The organism is Wolbachia endosymbiont (group B) of Eupithecia inturbata, assembly GCF_964030915.1.
In the GTDB taxonomy this organism is placed as follows: domain Bacteria; phylum Pseudomonadota; class Alphaproteobacteria; order Rickettsiales; family Anaplasmataceae; genus Wolbachia.
Window position 1 is genome coordinate 1468764 of sequence record NZ_OZ034987.1, and the last position, 25604, is coordinate 1494367.

Below are 25604 nucleotides of genomic sequence, written 5' to 3' on the forward strand. Positions count from 1 at the left end.
TTAATTTATATCATAAAGTGCGCCACTAAATTGCTCTCTAATTCGCTCCATTACTTCATCAGCAATACTACGTACGTCTTGTCCAGAGCTTGGGTGAATATTAACATTAAAGTGATTATTGTGTGTTTTATTCTCTATAGTCTTATTGTGCGCTGCAATTGGGTGCTTAAGGGCGTCGCTTATAGTATTACTTACAGATCTAACTTCTAGTTTAGCCTCATTTTTTTTGCTCCATAGATTATTGATTGTTTTAAAAGGCTGAGTAATATTATTCCAAAACTTTCCTACCCAATCAGAAAAAGATTTCCATACAATTTTTACCGATTCCCAGATAGTAACAAAAAAGTTCTTTACCACTTGCCATTTGGTAATTATCAAAGTTGCAGCAACAGCAAGACCACCAATAATCAGCCCCATAGGGTTGCTCATTACGGCAATTGTCAATGCTTTAAATCCAGCAATTATTGCTGGAAAAACTGCAGAAAGACCTATTTTTACCAAAGTAACAACAGATCCAAACATTTTCCAAGTAGATAAAAGAGCAAATAAGGAACCTTTTACAAAAGTCCAAGCATATCCAAGAGATATGGCTGCTATTTTAATACTAATCAATGTTGCAATCGTACTTATGATCACTGTAGTCAGTACTGGATATTCCTTGGCACAAAGTGCTACTTGTGTAGTTGCTGACCTCAGAAGATTAACAGTAAAATTTAAAGGTGGTAATAGTACAGAACCAAGATTCATTCCTACTTCTGCTATTGAGTTTTTAAGTAACTGAAGGTTGTTTGCTGTAGTATTTGCTCTATTTTCAAACTCCCTTTGCATTGAGCCCTTATATTCCCCGTTTATTAATCGTAAAGATTTTTTGTATTCATCAAGACTACCAATAAGTAGTGCTATATCATCTTGATATTCAAGGCCAAAGAGATCAAAGAGAACGCTAGAACGTTCTTGCTTATCTAGTTTTGCAATTGTTTCTAAAAACTTAACTAATGTGCCTTGTGCATTCTTGCCAATTGCTTTCTCAAATTCCTTAGCATTTATTTTTAGCTGCTGAAAAGCTTTTTGAAAGTTTCCACCCTGTTTACTTGCTGTTTGCAGCTTGCTAAGCATTGCATTGATTGCCGTACCTGCTTTTTCAGGAGTTTTGCCAAGACTAATGAAGCTACTTGCCAGAGCTCCTGCTTCCGCTACAGTTAAGCCAAATTGCCTTGCCGTACCACCAATTCTGTTTAGTGCAGGAACAATGTCCTTAGCTTTTGCGGCAGTGTTATCAGAGATATGATTTATCGCATCACCAACGCTTTTCATTTCACCAATTTTAATTTGGTAAATATTAGAGAGCTTAGCAATAGCATCTCCTGCCTCTTCTGCTGACATATCAAATGCAGTTGCCATCTTGGCCACAGTGTCTGTGAAAACCGTAAGATCCTTAGCTTCAATACCAAGCTGCCCACCACTTGCAGTAATTTGCGCAAGTTCTGCTGCAGATAGCGGAATTGTTCGTGACATCCCCTTTAATGTTTCACCAAGTTTTGTCAAGCCATTTACATCTGTATCTTCAAACTTTACAACTTTCTTTACATCAGCCATGGCACTCTCAAAACTAATTGCAGCCTTAAGTGGTGCTGCAAGGGTGAGGCCAAGTGCCACAGCATCCATCATTTGAGCTTTGAAATTTGCTCTTTGCGCTAAAACTCCTTTACGTTTTTGCATTACGGAATTTAAAGCTGTATAGTTATTTTTAAGCTTTTCAATAGAAGAGCCAAGTTTAACTTGATCTCCAATAAGAGATTTTATATCTCTACCACTTTTACTGAACTCAGTGCGTAGTAGGTGGAGAGCACTTCTTTTTTGTAAATAAGCCGTTTTAGCTTTCAGTGCTGCAGCTTTGGATCTTGTAAATTCATTTTGCAGGCTCTTACTTGGTGCTTCTACATTTTTTATCTGTTTAGCCAGAGATTTTGTTTTTATTTCCAGTTCATTCCAAGAACGCCTAGCAAGCAGAGCATCGTGGCTTAATTGTTTAAACTTGAATACTGATTTACTTGATGATTCAAGTTGTTTTATCGTACTACCAATACGAGAAAGTTGCTTCGTGCTACCTGCTATCGTACTATTAAAACTGCTTTGCAGTGTTGCTCCAATTACTATAGAAATTGCCTTCATTTGTATAATTTTCCGCTACTTTCAAACCAAGTAATAAATTCTTCAATATCCATATCAAGCCACTGATTGATTCCACCACCAACCATTGAGCTAAGTGATAATATGCTCAACCTCAATTCTTCTGCTGAGACAAAAAACCTTGTAACGTTTCTTGAATCTTATTGTAGTCTGCTAAATCAAATTCTTCTACTGCTTCTCTTGAAATACTTGCAAGATTTGCAATCAGTGCTACTTCTTTCTCTGCATCGCTATTACCCATACGTTCAACAGCTAAACGATCTCGAACTTTTGGACGGCGTAGAGTTAGCTCTGAAACTAAAATTCCATCGATTTTTATTGGTTCAGTTAATTTAATTTTTTGCATTGTTTTACCCTTTTAGTTAAATTCCTAAAGCTGTGCGCATAGAAGTCATTTGATCAACACCATCGATCTTGCGAATCATATTCTCAGCGTCAATTTCAATCAATTCTCTGCCATCAATGGTAAGCTTATAATAGTTGGCAGCAATTATACATTTTAGTGTTGCTTTTTCAGCAGCCTTCCAGTTACCAAAATCAAGTTCCTTAAAGAGCCCTCTTAAGTTAATTACTACTGATTCGGCATCACTACTTCCCTGCAAACCTCCTCTTAAAGTAAGAGAAACAGCATTATTGTTTATCAATCCGAAAAGTCTAAAGAGCTCAGAGTCATATTCAGAAAAAGTGAAATCTGCTTCAAGCTTTTCCATGCCCATATCAATATTTATTGGAATATCCATACCACCAGCTCTGTATTCTTCTGTTTTTATGGTAAGTTTTGGCAAGGTTACTTCATCTATTTTTCCTGCATAGCCACGACCATCAACAAATACGTTAAAATTCTTTAGGATCTTTGGTAACATCTCTCTTTCTCCTTTTACAATATTGCGCCACTCACAAGGTGTGACCTGAAAGTAATCTGTTCAGCTGGATATGGTGGCGTGAACTCAAAATCAAAAGACACTTTTCCGCTTGCAATATTTGTTGGTGTATTGAGCTCTGGAGTTGCATAACATTTTCCGCTAATAATCGCCCCTTGCGCTTTTAAATTTGCAAGATAAGAATTTACCCCCTCAATCACATCATCTATATAAGTTTTGGTAATATTGCGATCAACTGCCCATAAATGAGCTCGAAGTAGACTATCGTTGATTAAATCTGCAGTCCTTCTCACTGACAAAAAAGCCCATTTTGAGTCATTTGAACATGTTCTATTTCCCCAAAGCCTATAGCCATTTTGATGAATTATCGTTGTTACTTCATTTTCATTCAAGTGGTTTGCTCTACAATTTATGTTACCGAGCGTAAAATCAATAGGCCTGCTTGTTCCAACAATACCATTTATCTCTTTATTTGAAGGTGAGTGCCAGAAGCCTTGCTCGCTATCTATCTTAGCTATTAAACCAGCTACAAATGAACTTGGAGGGAGAATTTCTTCTTTTCCTTCAATAAAAACCTTAACCCACGGATCAACAACATAAACTCTTGAGCTGCCTACACTTTTTCTCCATTTTATTGCTTCTTCATCATTGGTATTTGGTCCATCTGCTACTATTATTGCTCTTAGCTTTTCTGCTATAGGAATTAAAGCGCTAACCACTGGATTTCCAGCATCTCCAGATAATTGATGAGTAAACTGAGGTGCAATTAGTATTCTTGGCGCAACATGAACTATGCTTTCACTGCTTAAGAACGCTTGAATTCCCTGATATTCTCCAGTTTCTTCGTTAACTCCACCAATGACATTGCTGAGCGTCTCTTCTACTTTCTCCTCAACTCGAATAACTACTACTGTTGCACCAATTTGGGAAAAAATTGCATTAATAGCTGAAGGCAAAGTCCCAGATTGACCAAGTTTTGCTGCTTCTTTTAAGCTTCCTGCAACTAACACTGGTTTATTTAGTGGAAATTTTTGCTCGTCAGCATCAGGTGCAGTACCAATTACTCCAATTACCGATGATTTAGCTGTTCGTACTGTCCTCGCTCCTGAGGTAACCTCGATAACATTTACTCCATGTAGAAACTGTTCTGTCATTTCTTTTTCCCCTTTTCAACTTTCTTGCATTTTTTGTTTACAATCATCTAGCAAAGTTTGCAGCTCTTCCTTACTTTTAGCTTCACCGATTTCCCTTTCAGCTATATCCACCAATTCTTCGCACTTGATTATTGCTTTTTTCGCTCTTTTTGCTTTTTCCTGAATTATTCTTGCCATTTCTACTACTGAAATTCCTCGGACTTTTGCTAATGGCTCTATAATTTCTGCATCTTTTTTGTCTATAGATTCTGGTGCTGCTAAAATGTTCTCTGCGGCTTTTGCTTGTATTTCGTACGACTTAGACTTCTGATGAGAATATCCTGCGTATTGGTGAGTATAGTTATCATAATAAGCATGAAGGTTAGAAAGTGCAGAAAACTTCGCATTTTGTAGTAACTCCAATTCAATATCTTCTTGATTCCGCTGAGCAATTTTGCCTCCTTCTGTTAAACAATAGCTTTTTTGCCAATCAAAATCTTCTGGTGCTTCATACCAATCATTTTCAGTTGGCTTGCTTTCAAGTGTTGTTGTTTCTACTTGTTTATCATTTTCAAATCTAACGTAGATAGACATTGTTTGTTACCTCCAAATCTCATACGTGTTAGATAATCCTGGACATTGCCAAGCTTTTAGCGTTCTCTCCACATCTACTTCAAGTCCTGTAGTTAGAACATTGCTACGTATGTTATAAATCCCCCACTGAATAAATTGACCATAGTTGTGTACATAATTTGATGCAAGCATACCTTGACTAACTTGTGTTCTGGAATACAGGTAAGATGATGTGTAAAGTAATATTGCAACTGTTTTTCCTGCTGGAATCTCCACATTACCAGATCCAGCTAATTTGCTATCAGAACTCGTGTATTGGTAAACATTTTTCCATATTATTCTTGAAATTCTTGATTTATTAGAATTGGTATTATCTGGTGTTCCCACAAATAATCCTGCTCCCCCATACTCCGTACTCGAATACGATGATCCAACAAATTCCATTGTCTTATTTATGTTCACATTGGTTGTATTTTTTACAAATACTACTCCAAGTGCAGCATACGGGTAATAGTATATCTCATCATAACTACCCGAAAAACTTTTTGTGCATAACTCTCCGTAAATAAATGTTCCTTTACTTCCCTCTATAAAACTTAGTTGTCTTGGCCGATAAAAACTAACGTAATCTGTATTGTACGTATGGCTACCTGCTAGTAGTTGTAACATATAGTCAGTTTTTGTTATATCACTACTCCACTTTCCAAGCTCTGTCGTAAAAGTTCCGTGGCCAAAATAATTATTTTTTCTGCCAAGTACACCAAATAAGAAAGGTAATGACCCTGGTTCAACCATGTTGCGCTTTCTTATTTCTTGTGTAAGCGACACTTTCAGCTCATCATCTCTAGTTTTTATCTCGTTTATAAGGGATGTTTTTAATTCGAGTTTCTATTTCTCCTATAATTGATGAGCCAGGTGGTACATTATTAACAGCACGAAAATCTTCTACTAAACCTTTAAGACCATCTTTATGACTGTTACTAATGCTATTTATTGCTGCAATATTGGCATTCTTTCTCGTATCAAGTAGCGATATATGAGAATCTGATGATGCTTTTAAAGTATTTAAAGAATTATCCCTAAGCTTGTTAATTTCATTGACAGAATCTGTTTTCGCTTCAGTTATTGCAGATATTGAATTTTCCTTATTGCTATTTATGTCACTTAAGTGCGTCCTTGCAGCGCTCAAGAGTTCTTTTAACTTACCATCTGTCATCTGTACAATTTCAGAAACCGCACTTTTGTCGATTATTGATTCCAGTGCTTTAGCAAGATATGCTAGTTGATCTGGTGTACTACTTCCTGCTAAATCTTTAAGCCTTCTCTGTAGTGCATCAATTATCTCTTTTACTTCAGTTATTTGTACAATGTCAGCAATAGCTTTTTTATCTGCTATCAATTCCAGCGATTTTGCAAGATATGCCAGTTGATCAGCCGTGCTATTTGCTGCTAAATCCTTTATCCTTTGGTATATTGCTTCTTTCATTCCCAAAAATTCAAAAAAGTTTCAAATCTAAATCGTTCAAAATTATTTTTAAGTTCATCTTCTCTTTCACTCATATCTTCATCTATTTTTTCTATGCTTGTGCGGATACGCACTACATCTTGTGCAGCTATGTTCTCTGGATGTGGCAAAGGATATCCTCTTTTGGTTTGGTCATCTGGCATTTCTACGTTACAATAACTCGTAGATTTTTGACTTTTGGCCGATAGACAACTGTTCCACTTAAAACCAATTTTATCCTTGTCTCATTGGCGTTAAAGTTTGATAGCACATGAGTTCTCTCTACCCAATTTTCCCCTATTGGTTTTCCTGATGTTAAATTTACTAATTGCCAATCACTGTTGCTTTTTTGTACATAAGCTTTAACATCTGCAGTGCCAGGTATCAGCGCATCGTACGTTATGGTGATTTTAGTATTAGCTCCTGCTGTAATACTTCTTGTAACATAATCTCCTTTTTCCCCTATATTACCCATAACTAGCTGTAACCCAGGATATAGCACTGGACTTTTTTCTCGCCCTCCTTTTAGGCTTGCCTTTACTGTTAGCTCTCCAGATAGTCTTTCACGCAGTGCAAGTGGCAAGTTATCAGATAGAAAATTTTCTTTTCCCTCTTCATCTATTAAGATAAATTCTACATTGGTATCAAATGCTACTTTTTCGACGTTTGTCAAAACAATTAAATCTGAAGTATTGGTTGCTGTAACTTTGCCAAGATCAATAACGTAAGAATTTTCGCTAAATTTTGTAGCTAGTAGTCGAAACGTTAAATCTAAATTTTGATGTGGAGTCCAGGTGCTTGCATTGCTAGATGAAAGTAATACTCCTACTTGATATGGCTGACTTGTTACCCAACGGCTATTTACTGCATCATATTTGCCAAGCTCTGCTACCTTTATTTCAGTACAAGGATCATCAGTAAGCAGTACTATTGCATACTCTTGTCCTGCATGGCAAAACACTGGTGGCCATTCTATACGTGTTGCTGTGCCATCTACTTTTATATCTTTCGGCTCAATATAACTTTCAGCAATGACAGTCTGCGAGGGCATTCCCACTGCTGTTTCTCTAATCTGCACAACAACACGTTTTTTGCCTTTATTTACAAACCATAGCTCCACGCCTCCTATGTGCCTACTTTCATTTAGAGTAAATGTTTGCGCTAAAGGATCAACTCTTCTTGCTGCGATAACTCTTCTTCTTTCCTCTATGGTAATTGTTTTTTTACCAGTATAAGTTGCTTCTCCATAACTGCCTTTATCACCGAAGAACTGTACTAATTTAGTACCTGCTGGAATATTTGCTGGTACTTTCACCTTTCCCTTTAATTTTCCCTGGTTGTTAGCTTCCACTTTTTTTCCCCCTATGCCACGGGTTGAATGACGATGCCATCGAATTTTATCTCTTTAAGCTTCTCATTTGGCTCAAAACCTTCAATTTCAAAATTCTGTACTGCTTCTCTCATAAATTCAGCTTCGTATGAAGTACTTGACAGCAGCTCTGTTGTTTCTTTAACATTAAATACTCTAGTTACTGGACTTTTCCAATTCGTGGTAACCTCTGTCCAGTGGTCAATGTTTTTATTTAGAGTAATTTGCGCCGGGACTGGATCAAAAGCTTGATATGGATTGATCTTTTCTCCTTTAGTCTGTAAAAGCTGCTCCAGTACCGGTTCAAGTTTATAAGGCAAAAGATATCTTTCCCCACCTTTTTCAATATCTGCAACTTCTACATCTATTGGCAGAACTAGCTCTCTATTTACTATTGCTGCAGACTGCGAAATTCCTTGATCACGCATATCATCATCAAAGAACGAATCAACAAATACTCCTTTTTTGGTGGTAGGTTCTCTTGAATTTGCATCATTGCGTAAACGTTCCTGTGCAACTAGAGCATAAAGATCATTTATTCCTTTTTTCATTGCTTCAAGCTCATTCATCGGTACAGCATGAATAGCATTATTCACTATTTTTACCCCTTCTTTTTCTCCGTTTTTCCACGTCTGATGAATGTAGCAGAGCAAAAGTTGTCCAGAGGGCGCTTTAGGCATCGATGGTCGCCAAGGGTGAGCTATACCTTTTATTCTCCTTACTGCTCCTTTGCTATCGATAGTAATTAAATCATAGCGGGGCATTTTCCAGGTGTAATCAATCAGAACCAAGCTGTTATCAACTGCTCCTTTTACTTTGCATCCCTGTTCACTTATATCTTCAGGGCTTACATGAGTACGACAGCGGTAAGTTATTTGATAACTACTTCCAGGAGCTGTGACCTTACCCAGAAAAAGTAGACAGAAAGTTAAGACGTTTTTGAAGTAAAATAAAACGTTTTTTCAAAGAGGTGTGGTATGACAAAAAGAAAAGAATATACAGCAGAATTCAAAATTGAAGCTATAAGACTAGTAAAAGAAACAGGTCAATCATCAGCAAAAATAGCAAGAGATTTGGGTATTAGCGGTGATTCATTAAGCAGATGGGTAAAAACATACAATGATAGAATGTCTGGAGTAGATGCGTTTCCAGGAAAAGGGAAAGTAGCTCATTGTGACAAAGAAAAGTTTGATTTAAAGAAAGAGCTGGCAAGAGTAACGAGGGAAAGAGACATTTTAAAAAAAGCCCTGGGATATTTTGCAAACCAAAAAGAGTAAAATATTCTTTTATAAAAGAACATGAAAACTGCTATAAAATACGGGAATTATGCAGATTTTTGAACGTATCTGCTTGTGGTTATTATAAATGGATTACTAAGGAAAAAAACAACAAAAAATCAATAAGAGAAGAGCTCATACAAGATATTCAGAAGGTATATCGAGCATCACAATGCAGATACGGAGCTCCTAAAATTCACGCTGAATTAAAGGCTTTAGGTAAAAATTATAACATCAAAACAGTGCAAAATGTTATGCAGAAAAATGGCATTCAAGCTAAGCTTAGACGAAAGTTTAAAAGTAAAAAACCACAAATAGACAATAGAGTTATAACTCCTAACATATTAAATCAGAATTTCATCGCTGATCAACCTAACAAGATATGGGTAACTGATATTACGTACATAAAAACTAATGAAGGATGGTTATATTTGGCAGCAATAATAGATTTATATTCACGCATGGTGATTGGCTGGTCAATGAGTAATGCAGTAAATAGGCAATTAGTTATAGATGCGTTATTCATGGCTATTGGTAGGCGCAAATCTGCTAAAAATCTACTATTTCATAGCGATCAAGGATCGCAATACACCTCTAAAAATTATCAATTTTTACTAAGTACAAAAAATATTACTTCTAGTATGAGTCACAAAGGTTGTTGTTATGATAATGCTGTTTCAGAGAGCTTTTTTAGTTCACTTAAGAGAGAGTTACTCATTGATACTTCACAACACTCTGCACAACAAGCTAAAACCGCAATATTTGAATATATAGAAATTTTTTATAATAAACAGCGTAGACATTCTACTATTAACTATTGCATTCCTGAGCTTTTTGATTCATCATTCTCATAGCAAAAACGTCTTAACTTTCTGTCTACTTTTTCTGGGTAAGGTCAGTCATAAGAACATTCCACAAAACAACAATGCACCTCTAGTTATTTGAATAGATATTTGACTTGTTTTAAAAGCTTCCATTCCATAGTAAAACATAAAAGGTACAAGGGTAATAGTGGTAAACAGAAAGCGGAAAAAAATTATTTCAAAACTCTGAAGATGTAAACTTAGATATTTTGATATAGTATCATTAGCTACACTACTAAGTAAGCTAAGTATAAACCAGATAACCCCAAACAAATAAGCTCTCAATCTGTAATCCATAAAGCTTCTGATTTAATAGATACGATGTACTCATATAATTTTACTACAAAACTAATAATATAAAAGTTTTCTGATGTACGTCCCCAGAATGTGATCGTAAGGGTTCATTATAAATAATTCGGGAAATTTCGTCTCTTTAGACATATTAAGAGCTATGTAACGAACGTTTATATTTGTGAGTAATAGTAAGGCTCAAGGTAAGGAAAATGCTAGTGAGGTAAAGTAGAATAACGTTAATTTGATAATTTAAGCTCATTCCCTCTTGCTACATCTCTCTTTAATATCTCCTCTTTTGCAGCAGGTCTATAATTACTGCTTAAATTTAGGTGCACACTAATTTTTCGATTTATATATTATTCTAATGCTTGTATAATACCTTCATTGAATATTTGATTTTGAGGTAATTAGATGCCAAAAAGTAAAACTAAACGTGGAACGGAAGATTTGAAGGGTAATGCAGGCCCAAGCAAAAGATCTCGTCTCAGTTCTGATCCTAAAAAAAATAAAGAGATTATCTCTAGCAAAGTAATAAGTAAGCTGAAGGATGTTGTTAAAGGTGATAGAACTTCAGCTATTGAGGAATGGGTCAAGGCTCACCCTGTAACAGTAGAGGGTCTAACCGTTGAGCAATCGGACCTCTTATGTAATGCGTTTCGTGATGAATCTTGTTGGTCAGGTGCGACACTAGATGTTGCTAAATTGGTAGGAGAATTAGCTAAATCAGGTGTGTTGAATCCATTTGCTATATATAAAATAGCATGTATTGAGTGTGTAGAGAGTGAAATTAAGCAATTATTTGACAAGGCGTTAGAGTCTTTTAGATCTGACTTATCTCATAAAGGTGCATGTGAGGAAGATAGGAATTTAGCTTGCAGTGATAAGCTTGCAAGAGTTGAATTGTTAAGTTCCATGGGAAGACGTGATCCTGTTTTCAATTTCTGGATTGATCAAGAATCAGGTAACCTTAGAGAAAATATAGAAGCAGAAGATGGATTTAATAAGGCTGTAGATTTCAAGTGGAGTAAGGGAGTGGAACACTTCTATAATCGTCTGTGTTCTGAAGAAAAATTAGTGAAAGAAGAGAGAGAAAAATTGCTAGTTTCTGCTATTGCAAAATTATCTCCATTGCAATCTAGCTATAAACTTGCTTCTACCTTAAGTTCCCTTCTAGGTAAAGTCATAAGCGCAAAAGTAGATCATAAGTCACTACTTGGGCTACCGAATAAGAAAGATAGGGGTGTGATCTATCGTCCTCTTAGTTACTTAGTAGAGCACGGTTTTCTTTGCACAACTAAGTATGTTATCCAGTACTTGAGCGAGGGATGTTCAAGATCTGAAGTAGAGAAAATGCTTTCACCTAGAGGATATGCACATCTTCTCTCATCGCTTTCATTTGTTGTAGTTTCTAAAGATTATGACTTGGATAACAGGAATGAAGCAAGGTCAGCTATTAGCAGTCTTTGGGAATCTAGTGTATTTAACCAAAATAAAATAAATGTTGTCGATCCTTTTAAAGATAGGATTGCTTTTGTTGCAATGGAAAATGCAATTTCAAATTTGATTGTAGATCAGGAGAACAGCAAGGATACTCAAAGTGCTGGCGATGGTGAAAAAGTTGATTTGGTCTTGAGTATTTTAAAGTTTGCTAAAGATTGTTGTTCAGACAAAAGCTTTAAATCATTAAAAGAGAGGATAGCAAATAGTTTAGATAAAACAAGGAATTCTAAGATGATAGATGCAACTAGCTCCTGCAATTTAATAGAAGAGTTGTGTAAGTCAGCGAGAAATTTGAATTTATTCTCTGCTAGCACTGAAGGTCCTCAATCTACGTTAGTGGGTACTAATGTTAGTATTTCGCCTGCTGCAGTTGTTAACAAATAGGAGTATTTATGCATGGTAATAATGAAGATCGTGAATTAGTTAGGGCTTTATTAAGTGGAGGTTGTGATGAGTTTAGTAGACAATTTGTAGGTTTTTTAAACAACTGTCCATCTTTTTTGCATTCGGCTAATAAGCCTGGCTTTTTTCCTACATTCTTTTTTGGTATGTTTTCTACTGCACATGATGCAGGTATATTAGTTGAAGATGAAAGAGTCTATTTTCGTTTTGACAATTATGGAAATCTAAAAGTTGCTGTTCTCACTAATAAAGAAAATAGAAGAATAGTCAGGTGTTATACTGTTGCTGATAATGAGAACAGCCCTGGGTCAAGGTTTAGTGCAGAAGAGAAGCAGCAGGTAGAAGAGAATCTTCCACAAGAATTACAGGAAGATGAGGATCTGGATTGGGAAGAGTATAAAATATTTCGGTTTGGAGAAGAATGTAGGTTTATTCATGAAATAGATAGATTTCCTCAACGTGATGAACCTGGAGCTCCAATTTTTCATGAAATTAACCCAATCAGAGAACAAGGTGAATTGTTAGACCTGATGAGTGAGTTGGCAAATGATGATACAGGAGAAGTGCGTACTAATGTTAAAAGAATTTTGGAATATGTTATTGATATCCATGATGAACATGAAGATAGCTTAGTGTTTCGTGCAGAGTCTGATTACCACGGTTTTCTGTGTGGGTTTTTAGTAAATTTTAGATACCGAGCTGTGGCTGATTTCTACCCAGAGCTACTTATAGGAAAAGGTTATGCAGATGTTGTTTTGCTTGTTCGTGGTGTTGATCAGACAAATGATTCGGTTCCAATTATAATTGAGTTGAAGGTTGGTGATGAGGAAGGATTAGAGCAAGCTAAAGATTATGCTAAAAGTTGTTCTGTTTCGTCTTTGCCTATTCATACCTCATCACCAAGTGCTGTTTGTGTAGCGTTAAATTTTCAATTACGTGGAGGTGCTGGTCTCCGAACTTCTGTGCAGGCCTTTTCAGAAGGTGGTCTTTCCTTAATACCGGGTTTACTACATCCTCATGGAAATGGAGTTAGGGGAAATGTAAAACGTTTTTTACAACCCATAGCATCAGAGTTCACTCAATCGCCTCATTGTAACACTTTTTCCTGTACGTCATCGTTTGTTTTTGGAAATGTTTTATCTACAAGGAGGGACTTAGAAACAAATGATGGGCGGGAGGTAAGGGTTACCAAGTATCTATTTAACCACTCTCAGGGAGAGAAAATGAAACGTACAGGTGGTAGGGGAGATGCAGCAGATATTGTAAGCCATGCGTTAACTTTAGCTCTATTTTTATCAAATATTGGTTTTGTTGTGCTTCACATTTTTCGTCGTTTAAAGTGGCAGACTTTACCAGACAAGGCATTGAACCTGTCGTTACTGCCTCAAGCCACAGATGATGCTAAGGTGCGTCAAGTACTTTGTGAAGTAGATGTCCAGGGTCATCTGGAAGTGGCTTCTGCAAAGAAATTCGAATCACTACGTGCTTACTCACGTTCTCATAGTGAAGGTTATTTCGAGGGAAGGTTTTCAGAACAAATGGGTAATGTTAGGAATTTACATCAACTTGCAGATCAGTTGATGAGTGCTGAGCCTAATTTTGGTAATGATGGTAATGTTAATGGTGAGTACAGGGCTAGGTATGAAGTTTTATTTAATGAGATTTCTCGTCTGTTGTCTCCGTTATTAAATGGAAACCGTCTACTCGTGAACAATGAAGCTAAATTTCAGGCTTTGTTGCGTGGGATATTTCAAAGTTGCGATAATCCTGCCAAGGTAATTATTGAGTTCCAGCTACAGAGAGGAAGGAAAATAGACCTAGTATTATCAAAATCTGCGGAAAATGATGATACTCATCCAATTGGAATAGAGTTGAAGTATGCTAACACCGCAGAACAAGTTGAACGAAAAAGGGTGGAGGCAAATCGACAGTTAAGTGAATACGAATTTTGTGGAGGATGCAAGCGTATTACTGGGGGAGATGCGATGGTTTTGTTATACGCTATATTAAATGCTGTAGGACAAAAGCAGGATCTGATATTGATTGGTGGGCTTCGTAGAGCATCTGGGTTTTCTAGATGACTTGTAACTAATAAAAGTACCAAAGATAAGGTTGTTTATGGGTAAAATTATGCATTAAGCTAGAGTACGTTTGAGTAAGGTTGGAGAAAAAGCAAGGTCTTTGAGCAAGAAAATTTGATTTATGTTTTCTTAAGTTAAAGTTAACCTGATGAAGTTTGTATAATTTATTGTTGGAGTTTTTTTGTTCTATTTTTACTGTAAGTTCAATCTGCTCTATCTTTGGTCTTTTTTTCTTAGTTTTGCGGCAAGTCTAATATTTTTACTACTTAATGGAATAACTTGCAGAAAGTGGAGATATAATGCTAAGGCAGAGGAGCTCAGACAGTTATCTTAAACAATAAAGAAATACTAAAGGCAAAAGATACGCTTGCGTAGTTCGAAAGCTTTCTATAGGATAAGCCTCACCTGATTTACAAATAGAATTGTTATGTTAGATGTTTGCTATTTATTCTTAAGCTCATTTTAACAGCATTTTGCTTTTTTTAGTATGTAGGGGTTTTCTAGGAATTATCCTACTGAATTCTATGATATTATTTTTTGTAACATTATTATACATTATAATGCACCCATTTGTCTAGACCATTTTTTTCAAAGTGATCCGATTTTTAAAATGAATATGTTGATAAATACGTCGACACATATTTAAAGTATTTATGAATATATTCATTTACTGTTTATGATAATAGAGATCAGCAGGAACTTTATAATGTAGAGTCTGATGTCGCCTTCTATAGTTATACCAAGCAACAAAATCGTTTATTATAAGATTCAAATCTCTGATACTATTTGGTCTATAATAATATATAGCTTCTTGCTTTAAAGTTCTCCATAAGCGCTCAACAAATATATTGTCGAAGCAACGTCCTTTATGGTCCATACTGATTTTAATATTAGCACGCTCTAATTCCATAATAAAGTTGTAGCTAGTAAACTGCACCCCTTGATCACTATTAAAAATCTCAGGTTTACCTTGTTTTAGAGCTTCTTTGAGAGTATAAAGGCAAAATCCAGCATCGAGATATGGTGATAATGAATGAGCAATAATATAGCGACTATACAAGTCCATTATTGCCACAAAATAGACAAACTTACCTTCTACCATAATATATGTTATATCAGTAGCCCATACCTGATTAACTCTACAAATAATCAAATCTTTGAGTAAATAAGGATATATTTTATGCTTTTTTTCTTTAATACTTGTATTACATCTTTTTCTACAATACAGCCCACTAATCTTCATTTTTTTCATAATTCTTAAGATTTTTTTGTGATTGACTACTACTCCACTCGCTATGATTTCAGCAGTAATTTTACGATATCCATAACGGCAATCAGAAGCCAAATATACTTCTTGAATCAAATTTCACTTTCGTTATTAATTATAGGCCTATAATATAGGCTAGATCTGCAAATCCCCAGTAAATCAGCCTGTTTCCTAATTGACAGATCAGAATCTTTTTCTATAAATCTTACTCTATCTTTTTTGCTTATTTCAGTAATTTTTTTTTCAAATAGCTATTTTCCACTGTCAATTCTCCTATTACTTTATGTAAACTTTCTATTTCTTGCGCTAAGATTCTTTGTTTTCTCGCACTTTCACTTTCTTCAACAAATAGGTCTTTTAACCTTGCCAATACTCTATCACGCCAATCATATAGATTTGTTGATGGTATTTTATATTCACTACATATCTCAGCTGTGCTTCTTTGATTTTTTATTGCTTCCAAAGCTATCTTTGCTTTTAACTCTGGTTCATATTTTTTTGTTGCCATACTTTTACCCCTTTACTTTCCTACTCGGATCAACCATTTTTTTTTGGTCTAGTTTATGGGGTGCATTATATTCTATGAGAAATTCTACAGATGGTAAATGGCCTTCCTTGGCAGCATAGTAGACTGATCTGTAGTTTTAGAATTATTAATATTAGAATTATTAATAAATGATTCTTGTTGTTGCTTTTCTATTAGAAGCTTTACAATTCCTAGATATCCTTTATTGGTAGCATAATGCAAAGGAGTCCAATTGTTTTTACCTTTTGTACCAACTTCTACTCCCTTATTAAGAGAAAATTTTACAATATCGATATTTCAAAAATCAGCTGCAATATGAATAGGCTTGTTTTCGTCATTAGTTTTAGCGTTAAAACTTACACCTTTATTATTTACTAAAAATTTTGTTACTTCTAAGCTATCAAACTTAGCTGGATGGTGCACAGCCACCTTGACCAAAAAATCATCCCCCTATCGCGTTCTTATCATTATGCCTTATACGCTGTATTACACCTTCAGATATAGTCATTGCTAACCTCCAACATCCTTGCTAATAAACCCTCGCTAAAACTGCCGAAAAGACTTTATAAGTTAATATTCTAAATCTCAATATTTTATGGTGCAGGTTTTTATTTTTAAAACATTATACTTTGTGTAGGGTATAACTACACGCATCAAAGTGAAAGAAAAGCAAAATGATGAAGAAAATGAAAGTTTAAGTTTTCTTCAACGACTCAAGGAGAGAATTTATGCTTTAAAGCCTGTATTAGCAAGAGCCTTAATCACTAAATGAACAATGTCACGCAGAGTTTCATCCTCAATTTTTCTATATTCCCTCACTAGCCTTGATATTTCTTCGCTGCCTACATCGCTATGGAAGGCCTTATCATGTAAGTCTTCAGAGGCTTTGGTAAAAAAATACGACATATCAACCGATAGTACTTCTGCTAATTTATATAACCTATCAACTACAAGCCTAATCTCTCCGCTTTCATATCCTTGTACATGCTGAAATGAAATTTCAAGCTTTTTTCCTAAGTCTCTTTGACTAAAACCACACATTAGCCTTCTTTTCCTTATTCTTTCACCTATTTGTTTATCGATAGGATGTTGTATAGTCATTTTACGTATCAGGTAATATTAACTATGTATTATCACTCTGAGAAAAAGATTTTACCAATATATAAACTGCACTACGTAACCTTTTGCTCTTAATTTCGTTATATCCTTTGACTAACTTTAGTATTTCTTCATCATAAGCTTCATGTGAGTCAGTATGCATATCAGTAAAAAAGTTAGCAACATCTATCGATAGTACTTTTGCTAAATCATATAGTCTACTGGCCAAAACACAATTTGAACCATTTTCGTACTTTTGTATCTGTCTATACGAAACACCTATTCTCTTTCCCAATTCGGTCTGTGTCAAAGCACGATCTAACCTAAGTTGTTTTATTTTTTTACCTAAGTGCACTTTTCACCTCTTATTCAAATTTACAACAAATTTTATGAAAAAGCTAGCAAAGTAATTGCTTTAATAATTTCTGCCTCTCGCTAATTAAATCGCTTGGTCTTATGTATTTTTTCTCAATCTCCCTCATCTCTTTTTCTCGTTCTGCAATGCTATTTCGTATTACTTCAGCCGAATATCTGCTTTTGCCACATGCAAACTCTGATCTTAATCTTCTGACCTTATATTCAAGCTCAGCAAATCTTTCATGCTGCTCAAGAAGCTCTATCATGTGTTTGATTTCAGAATTTAGCTTTTTTTCCTCAACATCTCTCACAATAAAAGAAAGCAGAAGCTTATCTATTTGGTAATCAATATTTGGTTGAGCAGCAAATAGATCAATCATGGCTTTTACATAAGTGGGATTTGCAACTAATAAGCTAAAATTACTACATAAAAAACTATAGAACTTTATCGTCTTCTCAAGATAATTTTTCATATCTTGTGATAATTGTAATTCTTTGTGAATTCCTGACAGCAATATTTTTAATTCTTCCAAGTATTTCGTGTCAAAATTACTTACTTCTTCAGGTAGAAGAATCATGAGCAGCTTTTTTACGAGCTCAACATCATTTGATTTTACTGCATTATAAAGAGCTTTATCCTTATCTTCTTTTAAATCATAAAGCTCTGACGAGTTATCTATGCTGAATAGATATTCAGTATTTCCTTGAGGAGAGTAGATTAAAATGTCCACTTCTCTTAGCGGGTGGTCATCATTAAACTTTTCTAGTAACTGCTTATCGGTGGTTTCCTCTATTGCTACAGCAGCTTTACTGATCTTTTTCAGTTCAGAAACATTATCTCCTGAATTTTCAAGTATGTCTTTAGCCTTGTCTAGCAGCTGCTCATATAAAATTATTTTTTCTTCATTATCAAGTAGCTGACAATGCTTCTTCAACTTTTCAGTGGAGTAAGACAAGAGATCCATTTCTTTCAGTTTTACAATCACAATACCCAACTTTGATTGAAATTGAAATAATTTTTACAAGATGTGTTTTTCTAGTGTAAATGCCCGTAAAACTTGTTATTATAATATACAGTAAATTAATAAGTCGTACAATATTAACAATTAAATAATATTTATCACGATATGATCGAATAGTAATTAGATTAAGTGAGGGTTACAATGAAAAAAATAAATGGTAAAAAATTGTCCAGTAAAATGTTAAAAGCGGTAGAGCGAATAGCAAAAGAAGGGTTATTACCTAATTTTATAAAAGCTGCTCCAACAGCAAATAAAAAGATTAGTAAATTACCTGTCTTAACATATCCTGAGGAGCTCAATCCATTTCAATCAGCTTTATGCAAGATAAGGCTAAGTGAATATGAAAATATGAAACTAAATGAATTTTTGGAAAAAGCTATTGCAGCTAAAAATATAGATGAGTTAAGTAAAGTTGTCGATGAAGTTTTGAACTTAGGAATAAGAATAAATGCTCCCAATGAAGATGGCTTTAGTTTCGCTAACGTTACAATGTTTAAGATGCATCGTGATGAATTCAAAGGAAATAAACAAGAAGATATAATCAGAAAGTTAGCCTTACATGGAGCAGATTTTAATGTACAAGTTGATAAGAAAATAACTGAAAAAGTGCAAAAAGAAATTGAGCCACAAATATATAGTAGGCTCAAGAAACTTAGGGAAGTTGGAGAAGACGCTACTATAGAAGGAACTGTTGAAGATGTAGAAATTGATAATAAGACCTTCTATATTGAATTTTCACATAGCTGCATAGTTGATGTTGCCAAAGTTGTAGAAGGTGCAAAAAGTTTAGGCTTAAGTAAAGGAGACTTAAACCTTGGTGGCAATATCATAAAAATAGGTGATGGTGAAGTTGAAGTTAAAACTGGGAAGGACGGCAAAAGAAATTACGTGGATATATCCGATAACAGCGCTTTTACACTACCGACAATGTTGCAAAAAACATAAAAATAAAACTAGAGAAAACCATTTCTCGAAAACTTCTGTGTCCAGAACCAAGAGTCCGATTTACTTATAGCGCTAATAATCAATTAACCATCGGCTTTAAGGAATGATATGAACATATTATTTCAAGGAAAAGTCATGAGAAACAAGAGATTAGCTATCCAAATTAGCTGTAGCTATGAACCTAATCGGTTAGCAGAACAATGCTTATCAGATGCTTATGAAAAGGTAGTGTCAAAGGAAATAAGTCAAAAAAACTTAAAACATAAAAATGGGATTCAAGGAGGGTCAAATGGTAACAGTATGTTTATATGCGAGAGTTTCTTCGGGGAAACAAGTAGAAGGAAATACGATAGAAAGTCAAATTGCAGCTTTAGAGAAGCAAATTAATCTGGACGGATACAGATTGTTAAGTGAGTATAAATTTATTGATAACGGCTACAGTGGATCTCATTTAGTCCGCCCTGATTTAGAAAAATTACGTGATAAAGTAACAGAAGGTAAAATTGATAAGATTTACATTCATTCTCCTGATCGTTTATCTAGAAAATATGCATATCAAATGGTGCTGATTGAAGAATTTGAAAAAGCAGGAGCAAAAGTGGTTTTTTTAAATTATGAGATTAACGGTAACCCAGAATCTCAATTACTGTTACAAATGCAAGGTATGATAGCAGAATATGAACGTGCGAAAATTATGGAACGAAGTCGTCGTGGTAAAATCTATGCAGCTAACAAAGGCTATGTAAATGTAATGGGAGGAGCTCCTTATGGTTATCGTTATATAGATAAGCATATGGGAGGAGGACAAGCTTTATTTGAGATTAACGAAAAAGAAGCTGATGTCGTTCGTAAAGTATTTTTGTGGATAGGCAGAGAAAGAACAAGTATTGGGGAAGTATGTCGTCGGCTAAATACTATGTCCATTAAGACACAAAAAGGAAAAGAACGCTGGAATAAAGGTACAATTTGGAGTATGTTGAAAAACCCTGCTTACAAAGGACAAGCAGCTTTTGGTAGAAGAAGGTTAGGAGTAAGATTAAAGCAAGTAAGACCACAGAAAGGCTCTTGTGAGCAGCCAAAAAGTAACCACTCTGTCTATCCTGTTGAAAAAGCAAATTGGATTTATATTAAAGTGCCAAATATAGTAGATGAAGATATATTTGATATTGTTCAAGAACAATTAGCTGAAAATAGAAAAGTAGCAAGGACAAGAAAAAGAGGAGCAAAGTACTTACTACAAGGTTTAGTCATATGTAAGCGTTGTAATTACGGATGTTACGGAACTTGCATGAGAAGTAGACGAGAAGAAGAAGGTGGTCATTATGCATATTACCGTTGTAGTGGTAAAGATTCTTACCGTTTTGGTGGTAATAAGATTTGTGACAATAAACCCATTCGCTCAGATGCATTAGAAACAGCTGTGTGGGAAGAGGTTAAGCAGTTATTGAAAAATCCAAACAGGATTTTAGAAGAATACAAGCGTAGGCTTTCAGAACTAAAAAAATCATCATTGGATCAAAAAAGTGACCTGCTAGAGAAACAAGAAAATAAATTAAAACGTGGTATTGCTAGACTTATCGATAGTTATGCTCAAGAATATATCAATCAAGAGGAATTTGAACCACGAATTAAAGCAATGAAACAAAGCTTAAAAACAATTAAAGAAGAGAAGAAAAAGATATTTTATCAAAAGGAATTAGAACAGGAGGTAACTCTGGTTGTGGCCAATTTAGAAGACTTTTCTTCCAATATTACGTTAAACCTTGATAACGCAGACTGGTTAACTAAACGTGATATTATCAGAACATTGGTCAAGAGAATTGAAATTAACCTTGAGGACGTAAATGTGGTATTTCGCGTAAAAGAGCTACCGAACTCTTCTGGACATAATGGAAAGGAAAATAAAAATTTGCAACATTGTCGTAGGTGTATTTACAGTAACACTTTGCACTAGCCTAGGAGAGCTAAATTTAATGGTATATCATGACACAGAAGACTATCATCAAGTACAAATTGAGGTAGAAAACGAAGAAAGGTGGGATGAGTTACAAAAAATAGGAGAAATCGTAGGAAAGGGTTGTTTATTTGGTGGAATGTCTGTTAAAGAAGCAGTAGAAAAAGGTGGTTTTACTAGATGTGGGAGGTGGGGTGATCAAAATTCTAAAAGTAGTGAGACCTTTTCTTGGGTGAGCAAATTAAAAGATACCAAAACGACATCTGTAGGACGTTCTTGATTGGTGGCTATGTTTTTACATAGCCATAATTATTGCAAAGTAAAGTAGTTCTTGAAATTTAATCAAAATTACCATAAAAAATTTACCTTAACTAGCATTGCTTGTAGAAGTGGATTGAAGATATATTCAGGCAATATTATTTATTGGCAGGGAATGTTCAAAAAAGTGTGTCAAAGCGAATTTTTAGTTCAACTCAATTTTTAACCTATCAGGAAAAAAGATATCAAGTTGAGATATAGTTAGAGCCCAATTAGGCAAAGCCATAGCCCATTTTTGCTCTATCTTTTTTATAGCACAATATACCAATTTGTACAAGGCATTTGTACTGGTAAATGAACCTTTGGTTTTAGTAAATTTTCTGATTTGTCTGTGCAACCCCTCAATTGGATTGGTGGTATAAATTAGCCTTCTAACAGGGCCAGAATACTTAAAATAACTAGACAAATTTTCCCAATTGTTTTGCCACGATTTTATGACTAAAGGATATTTTTCACCCCATTTTTCCTCCAGTTCAAGTAAATAATTTTCGGCGATTTCTCTACTTGTAGCACGGTATATTTTTTTCAAATCATTCATAAAAACTTTTATATCTTTGCTGGATACGTATTTTAGTGAATTTCTTATTTGGTGCACAATGCATAACTGTACCTCAGCATTGGGAAATACGCTATTTATAGCTGTAGGGAAGCTTTTCAGACCGTCAACACAAGCTATCAAAATGTCTTCTACTCCTCTCTCTTTTAAGTCATTTAATACGCCTAGCCAGAAGTTAGCTCCCTCACTTTCTGCTAAGTAAAAACCCAGTACTTCTTTTCTGCCATTTTGGTCTATTCCTAATATATTGTACATGCATTTACTTATGCAATGTCCATTCTCTTTGACCTTAAAAAACATCCCATCCATAAATACTATCGGGTATACTGATTGTAGGGGACGACTCCTCCATTCATTGATTATAGGCAGTAATTTATCTGTAATTCCAGATATCTCTGCTGCAGATATTTTATGGTCATAGATTTCTTCCACATAGGATGCTATATCCCTGTATCCCACACCGCTTGCAAACATGTTCAAGACCTTTGTTTCAAGTTCTGGATGTAAGCTTGTTTGCCTTTTTTTCACTATCTGTGGTTCGAAACTTCCCTCTCTATCTCTTGGTGTCAATAGTTCAAATACTCGTCTTCAAAGTTTTGCCATTCTTTCCGTTTCTTCGATTCTTTTCTTCTCTTTCATTGGATAAATGATGCTCTATTTCACCTTCTAGACTTGCTTCCAGCAGCCTTTTTACAAATGGTGTTAATGCTCCATCTCTCCCCATCAATGGTTTACCTTCCCTTATTGATGACAGTATATTTGCTTCCAGCTCTTTGTAATCTACCAGGCCAGTCGTTCCATTTTCTATTTTGTAACTCATATATCAAACCTCTATTTTTTGTTTCTATTTTATTTTTATTTCTCGGTTTGACACACTTTTTTGAACATTCCCTATTGGCAAGCGCTTTTATCACTGAATGCACAATATCACGCAACGTTTCATCCTTAATTTTCCTGTATTCCCTCACTAGCCTTGATATTTCTTCACTACCCACATCGCTACAAAAGGCCTTATCGTGTAAGTCTTCAGAAGCTTTGGTAAAAAAATATGACATATCAACGGACAAAGCTTCTGCCAAATTATACAATCTATCAATTACAAGCCTTACCTCTCCAGTTTCATATCCTTGTATATGCTGAAATGAAATTCCGAGCTTTTTTCCTAAGTCTCTTTGGCTAAAACCGCATATTAACCTTCTCTTCCTTATTCTTTCACCTATTTGTTTATCAATAGGATGTTGTTCATCTTGTACAATCATTTATTAATATATTAACTGAGGTATTGAAGCAATACTAACTCTCATTGTAACTTTGAGAAAAAGATTTTACCAATATATAAACTACGCTACGTAACCTTTTGCTTTTAATTTCATTATATCCTTTGACTAATTTTAGTATTTCTTCATCATAAGTTTCATGTGAGTCGACATGCACATCAGTAAAAAAATCAGCCACATTAATCGATAGTGCTTTTGCTAAGTCGTATAGCCTACTGGCCAAAATTTGGTTTGAACTATTTTCGTACCTTTGTATTTGTCTATACGAAACGCCTATTTTCTTTCCCAACTCAGTTTGTGTTAAACCACAGTATAATCTAAGTTCTTTTATTTTTTTGCCTAATTCCACCTTTCATTACTAATTTTAGCTGCTCAAGCTTATATTGAATTTTTTAATTTATGAAGTGAAAAAAAAGAAGGAGAGCTAGAGAACTCTCCTTCCAGTCTACAGATTACAATAAACCACTGTCATAAAAACTAAAGTGGCTCTTCTGTGTTACGATTATATGATCTATCAATTTCATCCCTACATTTTCACAGGTTGCAGCTAATGTAAGTGTGTTATCCTCATCCTCCTTTGATGGTTCTGTATCTCCACTTGGATGATTATGTGAAATTGCAATAGATGATGCATCGATCAGTAATCCCTGTTTGATTATTTCTCTCACATATAGAGGTACTCTGTCTATAGTTCCACAGTCTTGAATATACTCGTATATCAAATGACCACTTCGATCTAAGTATATTACTCGCAAGCTTTCCTTTCGTGACTGCCCTATTGCTGTTTTAAAGTATTTTAGTAGCTCTTCTCTGTTATCAAGAATCGACAGCTTTTTTAACTTACCTTTCAGTATCCTATCGAAAATCTCTTTCAGACAAAAGATACTTGCTATTGCTCCATCATTCATTCCTGTAACATTTTTTAGCTCATGAAAGTCAGCGTTAATTACCCTTCCTAAACTACTAAAGAGCTCTATTAGCTTTTTGGCCACTTCTCTTCCTTCTTCACATTCAGATAGAGTACGTTCCAGTAGCTCATGGTCAAGTAAAGACCTGCCTCTACTTGATAAAATGCGAGTTTCCAATTTTTCTTTTCTCTCACTATTATTCATAAAAACCTCCAAGGTCAACATTATATACAAATTCAACGCCAGCTTTCTGACGCAGTAGTTCTCGAGGAATAACCCTTTTGAACTCTAAATTTGCAATGTTGTCCTTGTTGCTTTAAAAGCTGGAATACCATTTGCCATGTGAATTTGTGCATTAACATTTACTGTGCTGGTTCCCTGAAGAGCAACGGTATTTATATTTGCAATCATACTATATTATATAAAGTTATTAATATAATATATTGACAAAGTAACGAAGTAAACAGTAGCTGTTAAAAGTGGTTTAATTTAGCAAAAAAGTGTAGTACTCTATCACTTTGCTGATTATATATGTTTATAAGAATAATCGCTTTTCTTTTGCTATATTCAAGCGCAGTTTTCTGTAGTGATTGTAACTTTAACTTACCGTATCGTGGGCTCAGTTGTGATTTGGATCTATCATATAGAAATTTAAGTAATATAAAGAAATTATTGAATAACAAAGATAAGTTTGTTGCACTTACGTTTGATGATGGTCCATCTTATAATAGATCAGGAGATATTATTAATATCCTGGAGAGCAATAAAACAAAAGCGACATTTTTTTTGCTTGGTGAACGCATAAATAAAAAAACATATGAGATAGTAAAGAAAATCCATGAAGCAGGTCATGAATTAGGTAATCATTCTTGGTCGCATAGGAAGTTGACATCACTTTCAAGTGAGGAGCAATTGCAAGAACTGGAAAAGACAAATGTGGCAATTAAAAATGCAACAGAACAGAATGTAAAATGGTTTCGCCCACCATATGGATGTCATAACGATAATTTGATCGAAAATACTAATCGATTAAATATTTATTCCATATTATGGACAGTCGATTCTCTGGATTGGCAAGGTGATAAATCAGAGATTTTGGTTGAAAGAGTTTTAAGCAATGTACATAATGGAGCGATTATATTGTTCCATGATCACGATAACAAATCAAATACAGTTGAAGCTTTACCTCAGATTATTGAAATACTAAAAAAATCGGGTTACAAACTTGTTACCTTAAGTGAGTGGGAAGAAAGGGTTTGTGATGTAGTGAAAGCTAGAAATGTGCCAATAAAAGGAGGATGAGTGCGTT

At 34.9% G+C, this 25604-nt stretch carries 21 protein-coding genes and 5 pseudogenes; 7 read left to right on the forward strand and 19 right to left on the reverse strand.

Features of this window, described 5'->3' with window-relative positions:
- The 9 genes and pseudogenes from ACQH21_RS07095 to ACQH21_RS07135 form a co-directional block, all read right to left on the reverse strand.
- Positions 1–2172, reverse strand: coding sequence for a phage tail tape measure protein (locus tag ACQH21_RS07095; protein WP_353271015.1), 2172 nt, complete (start codon positions 2170–2172; stop codon positions 1–3).
- Between the two features lie 112 nt (positions 2173–2284).
- Positions 2285–2536: a phage tail assembly protein gene (locus ACQH21_RS07100; RefSeq protein ID WP_015588509.1), complete on the reverse strand. Its 252-nt coding sequence runs from the start codon at positions 2534–2536 to the stop codon at positions 2285–2287.
- Between the two features lie 16 nt (positions 2537–2552).
- Positions 2553–3053 (reverse strand): phage major tail tube protein, encoded by a 501-nt coding sequence (locus ACQH21_RS07105; RefSeq protein ID WP_065094343.1) that lies wholly within the window; start codon positions 3051–3053, stop codon positions 2553–2555.
- Positions 3054–3067: 14 nt separating this feature from the next.
- The gene (locus ACQH21_RS07110; protein ID WP_425384146.1) at positions 3068–4225 is read right to left on the reverse strand and encodes a phage tail sheath subtilisin-like domain-containing protein; all 1158 of its coding nucleotides are present in this window, start codon (positions 4223–4225) and stop codon (positions 3068–3070) included.
- A gap of 15 nt (positions 4226–4240) precedes the next feature.
- A complete protein-coding gene (locus tag ACQH21_RS07115) occupies positions 4241–4798 on the reverse strand; it encodes a hypothetical protein (RefSeq protein WP_191110944.1) in 558 nt (185 codons plus the stop codon).
- Between the two features lie 6 nt (positions 4799–4804).
- Positions 4805–6263 (reverse strand): annotated as a pseudogene (locus tag ACQH21_RS07120) (hypothetical protein).
- Complete coding sequence (locus ACQH21_RS07125) at positions 6260–6445, reverse strand: hypothetical protein (RefSeq protein ID WP_425384147.1); 186 nt, start codon at positions 6443–6445, stop codon at positions 6260–6262. Before ACQH21_RS07125 ends, ACQH21_RS07120 begins: the two are co-directional and overlap by 4 nt.
- A 2-nt stretch (positions 6446–6447) precedes the next feature.
- The gene (locus tag ACQH21_RS07130) at positions 6448–7632 is read right to left on the reverse strand and encodes a hypothetical protein (RefSeq protein WP_425384148.1); all 1185 of its coding nucleotides are present in this window, start codon (positions 7630–7632) and stop codon (positions 6448–6450) included.
- Positions 7633–7643: 11 nt separating this feature from the next.
- Positions 7644–8558 (reverse strand): annotated as a pseudogene (locus ACQH21_RS07135) (DUF4815 domain-containing protein); the annotation flags it as partial.
- Positions 8559–8627: 69 nt separating this feature from the next.
- On the opposite strand from ACQH21_RS07135, the pseudogene ACQH21_RS07140 reads away from it, so the two are divergent.
- From ACQH21_RS07140 to ACQH21_RS07150, 3 genes and pseudogenes are all read left to right on the forward strand, one after another.
- A pseudogene (locus ACQH21_RS07140) lies at positions 8628–9781 on the forward strand (IS3 family transposase).
- A gap of 714 nt (positions 9782–10495) precedes the next feature.
- On the forward strand, positions 10496–11968 hold the full coding sequence (locus tag ACQH21_RS07145; protein WP_077188281.1) for a hypothetical protein: 1473 nt from the start codon (positions 10496–10498) through the stop codon (positions 11966–11968).
- Positions 11969–11976: 8 nt separating this feature from the next.
- The gene (locus tag ACQH21_RS07150) at positions 11977–14067 is read left to right on the forward strand and encodes a hypothetical protein (RefSeq protein ID WP_425384149.1); all 2091 of its coding nucleotides are present in this window, start codon (positions 11977–11979) and stop codon (positions 14065–14067) included.
- A gap of 667 nt (positions 14068–14734) precedes the next feature.
- Here ACQH21_RS07150 and ACQH21_RS07155 read toward each other — a convergent pair.
- The 6 genes and pseudogenes from ACQH21_RS07155 to ACQH21_RS07180 form a co-directional block, all read right to left on the reverse strand.
- A pseudogene (locus ACQH21_RS07155) lies at positions 14735–15842 on the reverse strand (IS3 family transposase).
- Between the two features lie 84 nt (positions 15843–15926).
- Positions 15927–16154: an ankyrin repeat domain-containing protein gene (locus tag ACQH21_RS07160; RefSeq protein WP_082246108.1), complete on the reverse strand. Its 228-nt coding sequence runs from the start codon at positions 16152–16154 to the stop codon at positions 15927–15929.
- A 3-nt stretch (positions 16155–16157) separates the two neighbouring features.
- The gene (locus ACQH21_RS07165) at positions 16158–16289 is read right to left on the reverse strand and encodes an ankyrin repeat domain-containing protein (protein ID WP_007551899.1); all 132 of its coding nucleotides are present in this window, start codon (positions 16287–16289) and stop codon (positions 16158–16160) included.
- 297 nt (positions 16290–16586) lie between these two features.
- Entirely contained in the window at positions 16587–16961 is a 375-nt protein-coding gene (locus ACQH21_RS07170) for a helix-turn-helix domain-containing protein (protein WP_007549999.1), read from the reverse strand.
- Between the two features lie 22 nt (positions 16962–16983).
- Complete coding sequence (locus tag ACQH21_RS07175; protein ID WP_425384150.1) at positions 16984–17313, reverse strand: helix-turn-helix domain-containing protein; 330 nt, start codon at positions 17311–17313, stop codon at positions 16984–16986.
- Between the two features lie 43 nt (positions 17314–17356).
- Complete coding sequence (locus tag ACQH21_RS07180; protein WP_425384551.1) at positions 17357–18280, reverse strand: hypothetical protein; 924 nt, start codon at positions 18278–18280, stop codon at positions 17357–17359.
- Between the two features lie 198 nt (positions 18281–18478).
- Between ACQH21_RS07180 and ACQH21_RS07185 the strand changes: the two genes are divergently transcribed.
- From ACQH21_RS07185 to ACQH21_RS07195, 3 genes are all read left to right on the forward strand, one after another.
- Entirely contained in the window at positions 18479–19282 is an 804-nt protein-coding gene (locus tag ACQH21_RS07185) for a hypothetical protein (RefSeq protein WP_425384151.1), read from the forward strand.
- Between the two features lie 289 nt (positions 19283–19571).
- On the forward strand, positions 19572–21236 hold the full coding sequence (locus ACQH21_RS07190) for a recombinase family protein (protein WP_264377312.1): 1665 nt from the start codon (positions 19572–19574) through the stop codon (positions 21234–21236).
- A 19-nt stretch (positions 21237–21255) separates the two neighbouring features.
- Complete coding sequence (locus ACQH21_RS07195) at positions 21256–21516, forward strand: hypothetical protein (protein ID WP_425384152.1); 261 nt, start codon at positions 21256–21258, stop codon at positions 21514–21516.
- 183 nt (positions 21517–21699) lie between these two features.
- Here ACQH21_RS07195 and ACQH21_RS07200 read toward each other — a convergent pair.
- The 4 genes and pseudogenes from ACQH21_RS07200 to ACQH21_RS07215 form a co-directional block, all read right to left on the reverse strand.
- Positions 21700–22930: pseudogene (locus ACQH21_RS07200) on the reverse strand (IS256 family transposase).
- Positions 22842–23369 (reverse strand): helix-turn-helix domain-containing protein, encoded by a 528-nt coding sequence (locus ACQH21_RS07205; protein WP_425384153.1) that lies wholly within the window; start codon positions 23367–23369, stop codon positions 22842–22844. Before ACQH21_RS07205 ends, ACQH21_RS07200 begins: the two are co-directional and overlap by 89 nt.
- 34 nt (positions 23370–23403) lie before the next feature.
- The gene (locus tag ACQH21_RS07210) at positions 23404–23736 is read right to left on the reverse strand and encodes a helix-turn-helix domain-containing protein (RefSeq protein WP_041582615.1); all 333 of its coding nucleotides are present in this window, start codon (positions 23734–23736) and stop codon (positions 23404–23406) included.
- 103 nt (positions 23737–23839) lie between these two features.
- Positions 23840–24499, reverse strand: a complete 660-nt coding sequence (locus ACQH21_RS07215) for a JAB domain-containing protein (RefSeq protein ID WP_012673223.1) — start codon at positions 24497–24499, stop codon at positions 23840–23842.
- A gap of 327 nt (positions 24500–24826) precedes the next feature.
- Between ACQH21_RS07215 and ACQH21_RS07220 the strand changes: the two genes are divergently transcribed.
- The gene (locus tag ACQH21_RS07220; protein WP_425384154.1) at positions 24827–25597 is read left to right on the forward strand and encodes a polysaccharide deacetylase family protein; all 771 of its coding nucleotides are present in this window, start codon (positions 24827–24829) and stop codon (positions 25595–25597) included.
- Positions 25598–25604: the final 7 nt, after the last annotated feature.

Coding starts and splice junctions, on each gene's coding strand:
- ACQH21_RS07145 (WP_077188281.1), top strand. CDS start 10,496: ATGCCAAAAAGTAAAACTAAACGTGGAACGGAAGATTTGAAGGGTAAT.
- ACQH21_RS07095 (WP_353271015.1), bottom strand. CDS start 2,172: ATGAAGGCAATTTCTATAGTAATTGGAGCAACACTGCAAAGCAGTTTT.
- ACQH21_RS07195 (WP_425384152.1), top strand. CDS start 21,256: ATGGTATATCATGACACAGAAGACTATCATCAAGTACAAATTGAGGTA.
- ACQH21_RS07180 (WP_425384551.1), bottom strand. CDS start 18,280: ATGGATCTCTTGTCTTACTCCACTGAAAAGTTGAAGAAGCATTGTCAG.
- ACQH21_RS07115 (WP_191110944.1), bottom strand. CDS start 4,798: ATGTCTATCTACGTTAGATTTGAAAATGATAAACAAGTAGAAACAACA.
- ACQH21_RS07110 (WP_425384146.1), bottom strand. CDS start 4,225: ATGACAGAACAGTTTCTACATGGAGTAAATGTTATCGAGGTTACCTCA.
- ACQH21_RS07185 (WP_425384151.1), top strand. CDS start 18,479: ATGAAAAAAATAAATGGTAAAAAATTGTCCAGTAAAATGTTAAAAGCG.
- ACQH21_RS07170 (WP_007549999.1), bottom strand. CDS start 16,961: ATGACTATACAACATCCTATCGATAAACAAATAGGTGAAAGAATAAGG.
- ACQH21_RS07150 (WP_425384149.1), top strand. CDS start 11,977: ATGCATGGTAATAATGAAGATCGTGAATTAGTTAGGGCTTTATTAAGT.
- ACQH21_RS07125 (WP_425384147.1), bottom strand. CDS start 6,445: ATGCCAGATGACCAAACCAAAAGAGGATATCCTTTGCCACATCCAGAG.
- ACQH21_RS07220 (WP_425384154.1), top strand. CDS start 24,827: ATGTTTATAAGAATAATCGCTTTTCTTTTGCTATATTCAAGCGCAGTT.
- ACQH21_RS07100 (WP_015588509.1), bottom strand. CDS start 2,536: ATGCAAAAAATTAAATTAACTGAACCAATAAAAATCGATGGAATTTTA.
- ACQH21_RS07215 (WP_012673223.1), bottom strand. CDS start 24,499: ATGAATAATAGTGAGAGAAAAGAAAAATTGGAAACTCGCATTTTATCA.
- ACQH21_RS07105 (WP_065094343.1), bottom strand. CDS start 3,053: ATGTTACCAAAGATCCTAAAGAATTTTAACGTATTTGTTGATGGTCGT.
- ACQH21_RS07190 (WP_264377312.1), top strand. CDS start 19,572: ATGGTAACAGTATGTTTATATGCGAGAGTTTCTTCGGGGAAACAAGTA.
- ACQH21_RS07205 (WP_425384153.1), bottom strand. CDS start 23,369: ATGATTGTACAAGATGAACAACATCCTATTGATAAACAAATAGGTGAA.